The organism is Klebsiella sp. K5-45, from assembly GCF_030128605.1.
Classification (GTDB): domain Bacteria; phylum Pseudomonadota; class Gammaproteobacteria; order Enterobacterales; family Enterobacteriaceae; genus Klebsiella; species Klebsiella quasipneumoniae.
The window spans coordinates 47,275-61,631 of record NZ_JAKUZW010000015.1 but is presented as its reverse complement, the minus strand read 5'-3'; the positions used below and the strand labels follow the sequence as shown (position 1 = coordinate 61,631).

The 14,357-nt window shown below is 57.7% G+C and carries 14 protein-coding genes; 5 read left to right on the top strand and 9 right to left on the bottom strand.

What is annotated here, in order from left to right; translation table 11 throughout:
• Positions 1-229 precede the first annotated feature (229 nt).
• Positions 230-1,183, top strand: a complete 954-nt coding sequence (gene metR / locus MKS11_RS24090; protein ID WP_017899391.1) for an HTH-type transcriptional regulator MetR — start codon at positions 230-232, stop codon at positions 1,181-1,183.
• On the opposite strand, the gene MKS11_RS24085 is transcribed toward metR, so the two are convergent.
• The 3 genes from MKS11_RS24085 to pldB form a co-directional block, all read right to left on the bottom strand.
• A complete protein-coding gene (locus tag MKS11_RS24085; protein WP_002883414.1) occupies positions 1,071-1,970 on the bottom strand; it encodes a carboxylate/amino acid/amine transporter in 900 nt (299 codons plus the stop codon). The genes metR and MKS11_RS24085 overlap by 113 nt on opposite strands.
• 88 nt (positions 1,971-2,058) lie before the next feature.
• Positions 2,059-2,859 carry a sugar/pyridoxal phosphate phosphatase YigL gene (yigL, locus tag MKS11_RS24080; protein ID WP_017899394.1) on the bottom strand — a complete coding sequence of 267 codons (801 nt, stop codon included), beginning with the start codon at positions 2,857-2,859 and terminating at the stop codon, positions 2,059-2,061.
• A gap of 44 nt (positions 2,860-2,903) precedes the next feature.
• Positions 2,904-3,896 (bottom strand): lysophospholipase L2, encoded by a 993-nt coding sequence (pldB, locus tag MKS11_RS24075; protein WP_004886768.1) that lies wholly within the window; start codon positions 3,894-3,896, stop codon positions 2,904-2,906.
• A gap of 109 nt (positions 3,897-4,005) precedes the next feature.
• On the opposite strand from pldB, the gene rhtB reads away from it, so the two are divergent.
• Positions 4,006-4,626, top strand: a complete 621-nt coding sequence (rhtB, locus tag MKS11_RS24070) for a homoserine/homoserine lactone efflux protein (RefSeq protein ID WP_002883411.1) — start codon at positions 4,006-4,008, stop codon at positions 4,624-4,626.
• Positions 4,627-4,788: 162 nt separating this feature from the next.
• A complete protein-coding gene (locus MKS11_RS24065; protein WP_087771342.1) occupies positions 4,789-5,721 on the top strand; it encodes an Rpn family recombination-promoting nuclease/putative transposase in 933 nt (310 codons plus the stop codon).
• A gap of 44 nt (positions 5,722-5,765) precedes the next feature.
• Here MKS11_RS24065 and rhtC read toward each other — a convergent pair whose 3' ends face one another.
• The 3 genes from rhtC to pldA all read right to left on the bottom strand — a co-directional run bounded on the left by rhtC (position 5,766) and on the right by pldA (position 9,202).
• Entirely contained in the window at positions 5,766-6,386 is a 621-nt protein-coding gene (gene rhtC / locus MKS11_RS24060) for a threonine export protein RhtC (protein WP_004886772.1), read from the bottom strand.
• A gap of 61 nt (positions 6,387-6,447) precedes the next feature.
• Positions 6,448-8,274 (bottom strand): ATP-dependent DNA helicase RecQ, encoded by a 1,827-nt coding sequence (gene recQ, locus MKS11_RS24055; RefSeq protein WP_004886773.1) that lies wholly within the window; start codon positions 8,272-8,274, stop codon positions 6,448-6,450.
• A gap of 67 nt (positions 8,275-8,341) precedes the next feature.
• Positions 8,342-9,202, bottom strand: a complete 861-nt coding sequence (gene pldA / locus MKS11_RS24050; protein ID WP_004886777.1) for a phospholipase A — start codon at positions 9,200-9,202, stop codon at positions 8,342-8,344.
• Positions 9,203-9,354: 152 nt separating this feature from the next.
• Here pldA and yigI point away from each other — a divergent pair, with 152 nt between their 5' ends.
• Positions 9,355-9,819: an acyl-CoA thioesterase YigI gene (gene yigI / locus MKS11_RS24045; protein WP_002883404.1), complete on the top strand. Its 465-nt coding sequence runs from the start codon at positions 9,355-9,357 to the stop codon at positions 9,817-9,819.
• A 48-nt stretch (positions 9,820-9,867) separates the two neighbouring features.
• Complete coding sequence (gene rarD / locus MKS11_RS24040; RefSeq protein ID WP_017899396.1) at positions 9,868-10,761, top strand: EamA family transporter RarD; 894 nt, start codon at positions 9,868-9,870, stop codon at positions 10,759-10,761.
• 87 nt (positions 10,762-10,848) lie between these two features.
• Here the strand turns inward: rarD and corA are convergent, their stop codons facing one another.
• The 3 genes from corA to uvrD form a co-directional block, all read right to left on the bottom strand.
• On the bottom strand, positions 10,849-11,799 hold the full coding sequence (gene corA, locus MKS11_RS24035) for a magnesium/cobalt transporter CorA (protein WP_002883400.1): 951 nt from the start codon (positions 11,797-11,799) through the stop codon (positions 10,849-10,851).
• Between the two features lie 150 nt (positions 11,800-11,949).
• Positions 11,950-12,006 carry a YsgD/CorL family protein gene (ysgD, locus tag MKS11_RS27725; RefSeq protein WP_349815745.1) on the bottom strand — a complete coding sequence of 19 codons (57 nt, stop codon included), beginning with the start codon at positions 12,004-12,006 and terminating at the stop codon, positions 11,950-11,952.
• A 148-nt stretch (positions 12,007-12,154) separates the two neighbouring features.
• Positions 12,155-14,317 carry a DNA helicase II gene (gene uvrD, locus MKS11_RS24030; RefSeq protein WP_004886784.1) on the bottom strand — a complete coding sequence of 721 codons (2,163 nt, stop codon included), beginning with the start codon at positions 14,315-14,317 and terminating at the stop codon, positions 12,155-12,157.
• Between the last annotated feature and the right edge of the window lie 40 nt (positions 14,318-14,357).

Here is a 14,357-nt window from a genome sequence, read left to right as displayed (position 1 = left end):
TCATTGAATCTGAAGAAAAACTCTAAATAGTTCGGCTTGCAGGAAGGCGGCAACGATGCGCATCCCCAGGAGCTTACTGAAGTAAGTGACTGGGGTAAGCGAGACAGCCAACGCATCTGCAAGTCGAAATATGACGAGTTTTAGACGTCCAGATGTTTACACATCCATAATTGGCAGTTACTGTATATTCCTCAAGCGCAAATTGCTCATGGCGAAGTGAAGGACTTTCATGATCGAAATTAAACATCTGAAAACGCTGCAAGCGTTGCGGAACAGCGGTTCACTGGCGGGCGCAGCGGCTGCCCTGCACCAGACCCAGTCCGCCTTGTCTCACCAGTTCAGCGATCTGGAACAGCGTCTTGGCTTTCGTCTCTTTGTGCGTAAGAGCCAGCCGCTGCGTTTTACCCCTCAGGGGGAGATCCTCTTACAGCTGGCCAACCAGGTGCTGCCGCAGATCGCCCGCGCCCTGCAGGACTGTAACGAACCGCAGCAGACCCGGCTGCGGCTGGCTATCGAATGCCACAGCTGTATTCAGTGGCTGACGCCGGCGCTGGAGAATTTCCGCGCCCGCTGGCCACACGTGGAAGTCGACTTCCATTCCGGCGTCACCTTCGACCCGCAGCCTGCGCTGCAGCAGGGCGAACTGGATCTGGTGATGACCTCCGATATCCTGCCGCGCAGCGGTCTGCATTACTCGCCAATGTTTGATTATGAGGTGCGCCTGGTGCTGGCGCCTGAGCACCCGTTAGCCATGAAGACGCTGATTACGCCGGAGGATCTGGCCGCGGAAACGCTGCTGATTTATCCCGTACAGCGCGGACGCCTCGACATCTGGCGCCATTTCCTGCAGCCGGCCGGTATCAGCCCCCAGCTAAAAAGCGTCGATAACACGCTGTTGCTGATCCAGATGGTGGCAGCCCGGATGGGCATCGCCGCGCTGCCGCACTGGGTGGTGGAAAGTTTTGAACGCCAGGGTCTGGTGGTGACCAAAACCCTGGGAGAGGGATTATGGAGCCGGCTGTACGCGGCCGTTCGCGATGGCGAGCAGCGTCAACCGGTCACCGAAGCGTTTATTCGCTCTGCGCGGAACCACGCCTGCGATCATCTGCCGTTTGTCCGGAGTGCGGAGCGACCCAGCGTCGATGGACCCACAGCGAGGCCAGGATCACCAACGCTCCGCTAATAAAGCTCGGCCAGTGCGGCTGCTCCTGCCAGATGGCAAGGTTAACCAGCAGCCCGGCGGGGACATGGACGTTATTCATGATCCCCAGCGTGCCGGCATCCACCTGGGTGGCGCCATAGTTCCACATAAAGTAGCCCAGCCCGGAAGCCACCACGCCGAGCCACACCAGCACGCTCCACTGCAGCGTGGTGGTCGGCAGCTTCTGGGCGTTGCCGAGCATAAACCACGCCGCCACCGCCACGATAAAGGCCCCGACATAGAACCAGGCAAAGGCATTGTGCTGCGGCATCGGACGCACCTCCATCAGGCGCTTGTAACCCACCATCCCGATGGCGAAGCAGAGGTTTGACAACTGCACCAGTAACAGCCCGGTCCAGAAATGATCGCTGACTTTGTCGTAACGGATAATCGCCGCCCCCAACACCGCCAGCGCGGCGCTCAGCAGATAGCCCCAGCGCAGTTTCCGTCCGCTGAGCAGATCGTAGATCAGCGTGATATACAACGGGGTAAACACGGTAAACAGCAGGAATTCCGAGACCGTCAGATAGAGATAAGCGCGGAAGGCCAGCAGGTACATGATGCCAAGCTGCATCGCGCCCACCAGCATATAGAGCACGATCGTGCGCGGAGACTGGCCTCGCGTGCGCAGGAAAGGCAGGAACACCAGCGCCGCCAGGCCCACGCGCATCAGTACCGAAAAATAGCTGTCGACGCTACCGGCCAGGTACTCGCCAATCAGGCTAAAAGAAAAGGCCCACAGGATAGTGGTGATAATTAACAGCGCCACAATGGTCGTCTCGTTGGATAAAGAACAGGCATTGTAGCGAAGAGTCAGGTTGACGACTGGGTAATTATTCGCCAGTCGTCAATCTTTGTCAGTCGAGGTACAGCTTACGCAGGTAGTGCGGGACCGCATCGTCGGCGTTGCTACCGATCACTTCCAGTTCCGGATGCAGATCCTTCAGCCGCTGGTGGGCGTTGGCCATAATGCAGCCTTTGCCGGCCATCGACAGCATCTCGGCGTCGTTCATGCCGTCGCCGAAAGCGATGCAATCTGACAGACTGTAGCCGAGCATTTTCGCCACTGCCTCCAGCGCATGCCCCTTCGATACCCCGCCCGCCATCACCTCCAGGCAGGTTAAGGTGGAGAAGCTGACGTTCACGCGATCGCCCCAGCGGGCGTTCATCGCCTGCTCAAGCGGCAGCAAATGTTCGTGATCCTCGCAGGTAAAGAACACCTTGCTGATCCCCTGCGGATCCAGTTCGCCCGGCTCATACAGCTTGTAGTTAAACACCGCCTCTTTGAAAAAGCGCATCTCTTCCGGGCGATGGCGGTTCATATACCACTCATCTTCCCGATAGACGTTAGTGACGATTTTCGGGTCGTTACGCACGATCTCAAACAGGTCGGCGGCAATATCACGGTCAAGGTTATGGGCGAAGATTTGCTGACCATCGCTATCGTGAACGCGGGCGCCGTTAGAGGTGATCATGTACGACCGGATGCCAAGATTATCGCGGATCTGCCCGACGTCGATGTAGTGTCGGCCGGTGGCGAAGACGAAATTGATCCCACGGGCGGTAAGCAGCTTCAGCGTCTCTTTGGCATAGGGGGTCAGGAAATGATCGGGGGAAAGCAGCGTGCCGTCTAAATCAGACGCAACAACCTGGTACATAAAAAAGTTAACCTCTAAGCAGGGCGACGAGCGTTATCGTCGGATTAAGTATGTCGATTGAAAAACTCGACGATGGCATTGAGCGCGACTGAGCGCATAGCGTCCTTTTCAAAAAGGATCTCATGGTATGCCCCTTCAATGACGAGCGGCTTTCCGCCCTCACAGGGATGGCCGGCGGCGGCCCGTAATTCACAATAGCGGTCGTGCATCAGATTATCGACCACCCGCTCCTCCTCCGCCTGCAGCAGCAGCGTCGGGGCGGTATCTTTTTCCACATTCGCCAGCACTTCGTCACCGGCCAGCATGCCTTCGCGCACCCAGTGCCAGGTCGGGCCGCCAACCTGCAGTCGCGGCTCGTCGGCATAGAAGCGCAGGTTACGACGATAGCGTTGTCGACTGTGCGTCAGCACGTTAACGGCAAAAGGCAGCGCCCGCCAGCGTCCGGTGCCGATGGCATACTCTTCGCGAATGCGCTGATGGCCCTCAGCCCAGTCGAGAATATGGCGCACCATCCAGTCCGGCAGCCGAATGATAATCCCGAACATCGGCGCGCAGAGCGCAATCGCATCGCAATGCGCCTGGTAGCGTTGCAGAAAGAGCGTGGCAATCGCCCCGCCCATAGAGTGAGCGAGGATAAACCGTTTTCGCCAGTGGCCGGGGACCACCTGCTGCTGCCAGAGCGCAGCCAGGTCATCAACATAATCGCTGAAGTTCACCACGTGCCCGCGGTGAGTATCAGAGAGCAGACGACCCGAGCGACCCTGACCGCGATGGTCGATGATCATCACGTCAAAGCCGCTGTGAAAGAGATCGTAGGCCACTTCAGCATACTTCACGTAGCTTTCAATGCGCCCAGGGCAAATCAGCACCAGTCGATCGTGATTTTGCGCGCAAAAGCGAACAAAGCGTACCGGTACATCGTCGACGCCTTTAAATTCAGCCTCTTCGCGCTGTCGCCAGAAATCCGTCAGCGGCCCCATGCTAAAGGCCGCAAACGCGTTTTCTCGTGTTTCCCAGTCCTTTTTCTGCCCAAACATCGGGTTTACACCCCTGTTAACCGCTGAAAATCGTTTTTTTGCCGTGTATCACACAATGCTGACACAATAGCGTATTGTGGCATAAAAACAGACAATCAGGGAGTTTCTCATGACCATTGAGTGGTGGTTCGCCTACCTGCTGACATCAATCATTCTCAGCCTGTCCCCGGGTTCCGGAGCGATTAATACCATGACCACCTCCATTAACCACGGATACCGCGGCGCGGCGGCGTCAATTGCCGGTTTGCAGACCGGGCTGGCCATTCATATCGTGCTGGTCGGCGTCGGTCTCGGCACCCTGTTCTCCCGCTCGGTGCTGGCCTTTGAGGTGCTGAAATGGGCCGGCGCAGCCTATCTTATCTGGCTGGGTATCCAGCAATGGCGCGCGGCAGGGGCCATCGACCTGAATACGCTGGCGAAGGCGCAGACGCGCGGCAAACTGTTCCAGCGTGCGGTGTTCGTGAATCTCACCAATCCCAAAAGCATTGTTTTTCTGGCCGCCCTGTTTCCGCAGTTTATCCTGCCCCACCAGCCCCAGGTGATGCAGTATCTCGTTCTGGGCGTCACCACCATCGTCGTCGATATCATTGTAATGATTGGCTATGCGACCCTGGCGCAGCGCATTTCAGCCTGGATTAAAGGGCCAAAGCAGATGAAGGCGCTGAATAAAGTCTTTGGTTCACTGTTTATGCTGGTTGGGGCGCTCCTCGCCTCCGCCCGTCACGCCTGAATGATGAAATCTCGCTCGCAAAGAGAGGTTCGCCTGGCGGGCGAAGCTATCTCTCTGCGCGAGCCGGCGCGCAAAGCGGGAAATTAATTTTTTTGCCCGCTGTCGACGCTGAGCCCACCGTGCCAGGATGCCGCCAGATAGGTGATTCACGGATGAACGGCGATGGCAGAAACGGCGACCCCTCATGATGCGGTATTTAAAACTTTTCTCTCACGGATAGAGACGGCGCGCGATTTCATCGAGATCCACCTGCCTCCGGCGTTAACAGCGATCTGCAAACTGAATACCCTACGTCTGGAATCCGGCAGCTTTCTTGAAGACGACCTCAGGCCCTACTACAGCGATATTCTCTACTCGCTGGAAACCACCCGCGGTAAGGGGTATGTCCATGTTCTGATCGAGCACCAGAGCGCCCCCGATAAACTGATGGCCTTTCGCTTAATGCGCTATGCCGTCGCCGCCATGCAGCGCCATCTGGAGAACGGCCATAAAACGCTGCCTCTGGTTATCCCGGTCCTCTTCTATCAGGGACGACGCAGCCCCTATCCCTGGTCTATGAGCTGGCTGGATAATTTCGCCGATCCCGAGACCGCCCGCCAGCTCTATAGCGGAGCGTTTCCGCTGGTCGATATCACGGTGATCCCCGACGACGACATTATGCAGCACCGCAGCATGGCGGCCCTGACGCTGGTGCAAAAACACATCCGTCAGCGCGATATGGCGCAATTGCTGGATAAGTTGACCCAACTCTTAATGCTGGAGCAGATGAGCGGACAACAAATCACCGTATTGGTAAACTATATGGCTCAGGCAGGGGATGCCGAGGATACTCGGACACTCTTATACGGGCTGGCACAGCGCGTGCCGCAGCATGGAGGATTACTGATGACGCTGGCGGAAACATGGCTCGCAGAAGGTATGGAAAAAGGCATCAGGAAAGGCGTACAGCAAGGTATAAAGGAAGGTATAAAGGAAGGCAAACATCAGGCCCTGCTGCAGGTTGCCGAAGCGATGCGCAAACGCGGTATTGATGACGAAGCGATTATGGAAATGACCGGTCTGTCTGAAGACGAGCTGCAGCGGCTTCGCCACTGACACTTTCTCCACCCGGATATAGCCGGGTGGAGCATCACGCCAGGTTAACGCGAGATAATCAGGTGGATGCCGAAGCCCGCAAACAGCGTGCCGGCGATACCGTCGATCCACTTCGCCATCCGCTGATAGCCGCGGCGCATCCCCGGCAGGGCGAACAGGCTGGCAACCACCATAAACCAGGCCAGCGTTTCCATGATAATCAGCAGAAAAATACCCCAGCGCGCGCCGGCGCCAACGCTGTCACCGACGAACAGCGAGAACACCGAGCCGAAATAGATAATCGCTTTCGGGTTCGCCAGATTGGTCAGCAATCCCTTCAAGAAGCTGCGTCCGCTGCGAGCCAGCTCAACCTGCGGCTCTGGCGGGGACACCGCCTCTTTTTTCAACGCGCCGCGCAGCATCTGGTAGCCCATCCAGCACAGGTACAAGCCCCCGCCGACCATAATGATGTTATGCAGCCACGCCATTCTGGCGAGGATCAGGTTCAGGCCGAGCAGCGCTACCCCCGCCCAGATCATTACGCCGCAGGTGATCCCCAGCACTCCCATCATCGCCTCTCTGCGCGAGCGGCTGATGGCCGTTTGTGAGACAAAGAAAAAATCCGGCCCCGGACTCATCAGCGCAATGATATGCACCAGCGCCACGGTAAGGAAAAGCATCAGCATAGTTAACTCGCAGGAAAATAATGAAGAGGATAACTATTCTGGCACTTTTATAGCCAGCTGACTACTCGTCGTCGCCATCGACATGCGACCGGATCAGCGCCATAAACGGCTTGCCGAAACGCTCGAGTTTACGTGTCCCCACGCCGTTGACGCTGAGCATTTCGCCGGCGGTTAGCGGCGACTGCTCCGCCATCTCAATAAGCGTCGCGTCGTTGAAGACCACGTACGGGGGAATGTTTTCTTCATCGGCAATCGCTTTACGTAATTTGCGCAGCTTGGCAAACAGCTTACGATCGTAATTACCGCCGAAGGATTTCTGCATCGCCTTCGGCTTCAGCGCCACGATACGCGGTACGGCAAGCTGCAGCGGGACGTCGCCGCGCAGCACCGGGCGTGCGGCTTCGGTCAGCTGCAGCGCGGAGTGCTGGGCGATATTCTGCGTCACCAGCCCAAGGTGAATCAGTTGGCGGATCACGCTCACCCAGTGCTCGTGACTCTGTTCCCGGCCGATGCCGTATACCGGGAGCTTATCGTGGCCCATCTCACGGATGCGCTGATTGTTAGCGCCACGCAGGACTTCCACCACGTAACCCATCCCGAAGCGCTGGTTGACCCGATAAATAGTGGAGAGCGCCTTACGGGCGTCCATTAAGCCATCGTACTGCTTCGGCGGATCAAGACAGATATCGCAGTTGCCGCACGGCTCCTGGCGTCCTTCGCCAAAGTAGTTCAGCAGCACCAGACGACGACAGGTCTGGGCTTCAGCAAACGCCCCCATCGCGTTCAGCTTATGCCGTTCGATATCCTGCAGCGGCCCGGCGGGCTTCTCTTCCAGACAGCGGCGCAGCCACGCCATGTCCGCCGGATCGTAAAACAGCATCGCTTCCGCCGGCAGGCCGTCACGCCCGGCGCGGCCGGTCTCCTGATAGTAGGATTCAATATTGCGCGGGATATCAAAATGCACCACAAAGCGGACGTTCGGCTTGTTGATGCCCATCCCAAAGGCCACTGTCGCCACCACAATCTGCAGATCGTCGCGCTGGAATTTCTCCTGCACGTCGGCGCGCACGTCGTTTTCCAGGCCGGCATGGTAAGCCGCCGCGCTGATGCCGCGGCTCTGCAGACGCGCGGCGGTATCTTCCACTTTCGAACGGCTGTTGCAGTAGATAATGCCCGATTTGCCGCGCTGATCCTGGACGTAGCGCATCAGCTGGTCGAGCGGCTTGAATTTCTCCATCAGCATATAGCGGATGTTCGGCCGGTCGAAGCTGCTGACCTGTATGAGCGGATCGTTAAGTCCCAGCAGACGGACGATATCGCGGCGGGTGGTGTCATCGGCGGTGGCGGTCAACGCCATAAACGGGATCTGCGGCATCCGCTGACGAAGCTGGCCCAGCGCGGCATATTCCGGGCGGAAGTCATGGCCCCACTGGGAGATGCAGTGCGCTTCGTCCACCGCCAGCATCGCCAGATTCCAGTTCGCCAGATGCTCAAGGAAGTTGTCGAGCATCAACCGTTCCGGAGCGATATACAGCAGACGAACCTGCCCGCTGCGGCAGCCGGCCATCACGTCCTGCTGCTGTTCGCGGCTCTGGGTCGAGTTCAGACAGGCCGCCGCCACGCCGTTGGCCAGCAGCTGATCGACCTGATCTTTCATCAGCGAGATCAGCGGCGAGACCACTACCGTCAGGCCGCCCATGACCAGCGCCGGTACCTGATAACACAGTGACTTGCCGCCACCGGTCGGCATGACCACCAGGCAGTCACGGCCCTCGAGCACCGTCTCGATAATCGTCTCCTGGCCAGGGCGGAACTGCTGGTAGCCGAAGGTCTCTTGTAAAACCTGCTTAGCCAGCGATTCCTGATTTAATACTTCCGCCTGTGCCACGTTGACCCCATTTGCCTGAAAAGAAAACAGGCGCTATTTTCAGCGCCTGCGAGCCAGAGTGCAACGATTAAAACAGATCGTTGAGCATTAGCCCGACGCCGACGCGCGTTTGATTAAAGTTATAGTCGATAAGCGATTCGCCGTAGCCGCTGTAGATCTGGGTGTAAGCGCGAACATGTTTGGTGATGGGATAGCTCACCCCCAACTCCGCCCCGCCGTAGCCAGTGTTCCAGTTATATTGCCCCTGCGCGCTGAGGATCGCCTCGCCAAGCTGGTAACCCACCTTCAGGCGGTAATAGCCCATATATTTGGTGATATCCGGGTTATCATCGGTGCTGCCCACCACATACCAGGGTTTCACTTCCACCAGCCAGTTGCCATTTTGCGCCATCAGGCGGGCATAGAGCCGGTTCCAGCTACGCGAGGTGGGATCGGAGCGGCCATTCGAGTCGTGGTTATATCCCATTTCGATATCGCGCAACGTCCAGCCGGCAAACTGATAGTCGGTGGCAAAGCCAAGAAACAGCTGGGGTTCGTAGTTGGTTTCGCGAAACGGCGCCGACTCTTTGCTGTTGGAGAGCTGCCACCAGGACTTCTGGGTATAGGACGCGCCGAGCAGCGAATTATCCCCCAGGATGCCGCGCCACAGCGGGAAGGCGAGGCTCAGTTGAAACTTCACTTCATCTTTACGGGCATTTTCGGCCCAGTCATAGCTGCGAATCGCCTCTTTATTGAGATCGCTGGTCCACGTGTAGAGCAGATAGTTGCTTTCATAAGGGTAGAGCAGAAAAGGATTATCATGATCCTGTAGCAGGTTGGCGATAATACTGCCGCGCACTGCTGGTTTGTCGTGTACCGACGCATCCTGCGCCATAACACCAGCCGGTAGCGCGCACAGCGCCGCCAGGCAGGCCAAAGAGATACGCATGCTGGTCTCCTGATAAATAGTTTTTATTTTTGTTTCACCTGAAGACATTCTACCTGTTTATTAATCCCCTGCCCCCAAATCCACTCCGAAAGTGGAAATCAATATTTTAGAAGCATAAAATCAACATTTTATTAACGAATGGAACCGGTGTTATGTCTGAACTTACTGCCGAAGCAGCTCTGAAACTGGTGGGGGAGATTTTCGTCTATCACATGCCGTTTAACCGCGCCCTCGGCCTCGAACTGGAGCGCTATGAAAAAGCGTTTGCCCAGCTCAGCTTTAATAATCAGCCGATGATGGTCGGCAACTGGGCGCAAAGCATTCTGCATGGCGGTGTAATCGCCTCCGCGCTGGACGTCGCCGCAGGTCTGGTCTGCGTTGGCAGCACCCTTACCCGCCATGACACCATCAATGAAGAAGAGCTGCGCCAGCGGCTTTCCCGCATGGGAACCATCGACCTGCGCGTGGACTACCTGCGTCCGGGTCGCGGCGAACGTTTTACCGCGACCAGCACCCTGCTGCGCGCCGGCAATAAAGTGGCGGTAGCCCGTGTGGAACTGCATAACGAAGCTCAGGTATATATTGCCAGCGCAACAGCGACCTATATGGTGGGTTGATTGCCCAAAATCGAGTAACATCACTCTCTTTGGCAATGGATTTTACCGATGGATGCGAAACAGACGCGGTTGGGGATTATTCTGGCCCTCGCCGCCTACTTTATCTGGGGTATCGCGCCGGCGTACTTCAAACTTATCTACTATGTTCCCGCCGATGAAATTCTGACCCATCGCGTGATCTGGTCTTTCTTCTTCATGGTGGCGCTCATCAGCGTTAGCCGTCAGTGGCCGCAGGTGAAAAAGCTGCTGAAGACGCCGCGCAAGATCTTCCTGCTGGCGCTCTCTGCGGTGCTGGTCGGCGGCAACTGGCTGCTGTTCATCTGGGCGGTGAATAACCACCATATGCTGGAAGCCAGCCTCGGCTACTTTATCAACCCGCTGGTGAATATTCTGTTAGGGATGATTTTCCTTGGCGAACGTTTCCGTCGCCTGCAGTGGCTGGCGATGATCCTCGCCTTTTGCGGCGTGCTGGTGCAGCTCTGGACCTTTGGTTCGCTACCGATAATCGGCCTTGGTTTGGCCTTCAGCTTTGCCTTTTATGGTCTGGTGCGGAAGAAAATCGCTGTTGATGCGCAGACCGGCATGCTGGTGGAAACGCTGTGGCTGTTGCCGGTGGCGGCGATTTGGCTGTTCGGCATCACCGACAGCCCCACCAGCCATATGGGGCAGAACCCCTGGTCGCTCAATCTGCTGCTGATGGCGGCGGGCGTGGTGACCACCATCCCTCTGCTGTGCTTCACCGGGGCGGCAACGCGTCTGCGGCTCTCCACGCTGGGCTTTTTCCAGTACATCGGCCCGACGCTAATGTTCCTGCTGGCGGTGACGTTCTACGGCGAAGTGCCGGGCAAGGATAAAATGGTCACCTTTGGCTTTATCTGGGTGGCGCTGGCGATATTCGTGATGGATGCGGTGTATACGCAAAGGCGGGGGCGTCGGAGCTAGGACATTGCCGGATGGCGGCTCCGCCCTATCCGGCTTACAAAAGTACAGCACTCAGGCCGGATAAGCGCAGCGCATCCGGCACAACAACTACAGCCAGTTTTTACGCTTGAAGTAGAGATACGGCGCCAGGCCAGCCAGCATCATAAAGACGATCGCCCCCGGGTAGCCGAAGCTCCAGTGCAGCTCAGGCATAAATTCAAAGTTCATCCCGTAGCTGGAGGCCACCAGAGTTGGCGGCAGGAACACCACCGACACCACCGAGAAGATCTTGATGATGCGGTTCTGCTCGATGTTGATAAAGCCCATCGCCGCCTGCATCAGGAAGTTCACCTTCTGGAACAGCGATTCGTTGTGCGGCAACAGGGATTCGATATCGCGCAGGATCTCCCGCGCCTGCTCCAGCTGGCCCGCCGGCAGGCGCGCTTTGCGCACGAGAAAGTTCAGCGCGCGCTGGGTATCCATCAAACACAGGCGGACCTTCCAGCCGATATCTTCCAGCTCCGCCAACGTCGACAGCGCTTCGTCGTACTCATCGCCCTGGTGGCCTTCCATAATCACGCGGCTCAGCTTTTCCAGGTCGCTGTAGATGTTTTCTATCTCATCCGCCAGCTGTTCGATTTTGGTCTCGAACAGATCTAACAGCAGCTCGTAGGCGTTGCCGTCCACCAGGGTCTGGTTACGCACGCGCATGCGGTAGAGGCGAAAAGCGGGCAGTTCACGCTCACGCAGCGTAAACAGGCGCCCTTCGCGGATGGTAAACGCCACGGTAGAGTTACCCGCGTGATCGTCGGCATCTTCGAAAAAGAAGAAGGAGTGGATATGTAACCCGTCTTCATCTTCAAAGAAACGCGCGGAGGCTTCGATATCTTCCAGCTCCGGGCGCGTCGCCAGGTTCTGACCCAGTTCCGTCTGCACGCGGCTTCGCTCATCGTCGTCAGGCTCGACCAGATCGACCCACACCGAGCTGGCGAGGTGCTTGATCTCATCGGCTTCCAGGCGCGTTAAACGATTGTTTTCCAGTTGAAATGCGCTCAGCATGACCGGGACTCCCAATGCAAAAAAATTATCGGACAGTTCGGTGGGCACACAGAAACAAATTGGGTTTCAGACCATTAAGCCTGACTCAGCGCGACGGGAATGGGGCAGGTCGCTGACAACCGCTAAGGCTATCAGCATAAGAGGATAGCCTTAGGAGTTGTTCCTGAATGACAGGAAGTTGAGCCAGCATCTACTGGGTGTGTCCAAGGCGAATGTCCTCTTAGCGTAATCGTGCGCGCATGTTACGCCAGCGCAAAATCGGCGTCAACACGCAACGGAACGCGAAAGCGCAAATCAGGCGCCTTAACGTATAAAGGTAGCAGAATATTACAAAATAATGATATTTTTCTTAAAGTTACACTTCCTCGAGCCGGGCGTAAGCCGCGACCAGCCATTTGATCCCCTGACCCTGAAAAGCCACCTGCAGCCGGCTGTGCTCGCCGCTGCCTTCGAGATTGACGATGGTGCCTTCGCCAAACTTCGGATGCCGTACGCGCTGGCCTAATTTGTAGCCGGTATCGCTCTCGGCAATCGGCGCGCCCAGTCGCTGATGGTTTACCGGGCGGCTCACCGTAGCCCGCAGACGCACTTCTTCTACGCACTCCTGCGGCAGTTCTCCAATAAAGCGCGACGGCCGATGGTAAACCTCTTTGCCGTACAGACGGCGGGTTTCCGCGTAGGTCAGCGTCAGCTTCTGCATGGCGCGCGTCACGCCAACGTAGGCCAGACGACGCTCTTCTTCCAGGCGGCCGCCTTCATCAAGGGCCATCTGGCTCGGGAACATCCCCTCCTCGACGCCGACGATGAACACCTGCGGGAACTCCAGCCCTTTCGCCGAGTGCAGGGTCATTAGCTGAACCGCGTCCTGCCAGGTATCCGCCTGTCCCTCGCCCGCTTCCAGCGCGGCGTGGGAGAGGAACGCCTGCAGCGGCATCAGATCTTCATCTTCTTCGTTGTAGCTAAACTGGCGCGTCGCCGTCACCAGCTCCTCTAAGTTTTCAATACGGGTCTGACCCTTCTCGCCTTTCTCCTGCTCGTACATCGCGCGCAGCCCGGAGTCTTTAATCACCCGATCGGTCTGGACGTGCAGCGGCATATCGGTGGTCTCCTGCGCCAGCGCGTCAATCAGCTCCATAAAGCGCTGCAGGGCGCTGGCGGCGCGACCGGCCAGCGCTTTATCTTTCAGCAGCTCACGGCTGGCCTGCCACAGCGTCAGCTGACGATCGCGTGACGTCTGGCGCACCACGTCCAGCGTGCGGTCGCCGATGCCGCGGGTCGGCGTATTGACTACGCGCTCAAACGCCGCATCGTCGTTACGGTTGGCGATCAGACGCAGGTACGAGAGCGCGTCTTTGATTTCCTGGCGTTCGAAGAAGCGCATGCCGCCATAGATGCGGTACGGCATACTGGCCTGCAGAAGCGCCTCTTCCAGCACGCGCGACTGGGCGTTGCTGCGATAGAGGATGGCGCACTGCTCCAGCGCCCCGCCGTTCTCCTGCCAGGTTTTTATCCGGTTCACTACGAAGCGTGCTTCGTCGAGATCGTTGAAAGCGCAGTACAGCGAGATCGGCTCGCCGTCGGCGCCGTCGGTCCATAGCTTCTTGCCCAGGCGACCGTTGTTGTTTTCAATCAGGGCGTTGGCGGCGCTGAGGATGTTGCTGGTCGAGCGATAGTTCTGCTCAAGGCGGATGGTTTCCGCACCGGGAAAATCGTTAAGGAAACGCTGAATGTTCTCGACCTGCGCGCCGCGCCAGCCGTAAATCGACTGATCGTCATCGCCGACGATCATCACCTTGCCGGTATCGCCCGCCAACAGGCGGATCCACGCGTACTGAATGTTGTTGGTATCCTGGAATTCGTCGACGAGGATATTGGTGAACCGCTCACGGTAGTGCTGGAGGATATGCGGCTTATTCAGCCACAGCTCGTGGGCGCGCAGCAGCAGTTCGGCGAAGTCCACCAGCCCGGCACGATCGCAGGCTTCCTGATAGGCCTGATAGACCTTCTGCCAGGTCTGCTCGACCGGGTTGCCGTAGCTCTGAATATGATGCGGGCGCAGCCCTTCATCTTTCTGGCTGTTGATGTACCACATCGCCTGACGCGGCGGCCACTGCTTCTCATCGAGGTTCATCGCCTTAATCAGACGCTTCAGCAGGCGCAGCTGGTCTTCGCTATCGAGGATTTGGAAATCCTGCGGCAGGTTGGCGTCCAGATGGTGCGCGCGCAGCAGGCGGTGGGCCAGGCCGTGGAAGGTGCCCACCCACATGCCGCCCTGGGTGGTGCCCATCAGCTGGCCGATACGGTGGCGCATCTCTGCCGCCGCTTTGTTGGTAAAGGTCACCGCCATAATAGAATACGGCGAGCAGTTCTCCACGCTCAGCAGCCAGGCGATACGGTGCACCAGAACGCGCGTCTTACCACTGCCCGCCCCTGCCAGAACCAGCATGTTGGTGCGCGAGGCCGCTACTGCTTCACGCTGTTTGTCATTAAGGCTGTCGAGCAGGTAAGAAACGTCCATTGGCACCGCCGGAAGAGAAGGGGTTCCACGAACCCCTGTT

Coding starts and splice junctions, on each gene's coding strand:
- metR (WP_017899391.1), top strand. CDS start 230: ATGATCGAAATTAAACATCTGAAAACGCTGCAAGCGTTGCGGAACAGC.
- yigL (WP_017899394.1), bottom strand. CDS start 2,859: ATGTACCAGGTTGTTGCGTCTGATTTAGACGGCACGCTGCTTTCCCCC.
- pldB (WP_004886768.1), bottom strand. CDS start 3,896: ATGTTTGGGCAGAAAAAGGACTGGGAAACACGAGAAAACGCGTTTGCG.
- rhtB (WP_002883411.1), top strand. CDS start 4,006: ATGACCATTGAGTGGTGGTTCGCCTACCTGCTGACATCAATCATTCTC.
- MKS11_RS24065 (WP_087771342.1), top strand. CDS start 4,789: ATGGCAGAAACGGCGACCCCTCATGATGCGGTATTTAAAACTTTTCTC.
- rhtC (WP_004886772.1), bottom strand. CDS start 6,386: ATGCTGATGCTTTTCCTTACCGTGGCGCTGGTGCATATCATTGCGCTG.
- pldA (WP_004886777.1), bottom strand. CDS start 9,202: ATGCGTATCTCTTTGGCCTGCCTGGCGGCGCTGTGCGCGCTACCGGCT.
- yigI (WP_002883404.1), top strand. CDS start 9,355: ATGTCTGAACTTACTGCCGAAGCAGCTCTGAAACTGGTGGGGGAGATT.
- rarD (WP_017899396.1), top strand. CDS start 9,868: ATGGATGCGAAACAGACGCGGTTGGGGATTATTCTGGCCCTCGCCGCC.
- corA (WP_002883400.1), bottom strand. CDS start 11,799: ATGCTGAGCGCATTTCAACTGGAAAACAATCGTTTAACGCGCCTGGAA.
- uvrD (WP_004886784.1), bottom strand. CDS start 14,317: ATGGACGTTTCTTACCTGCTCGACAGCCTTAATGACAAACAGCGTGAA.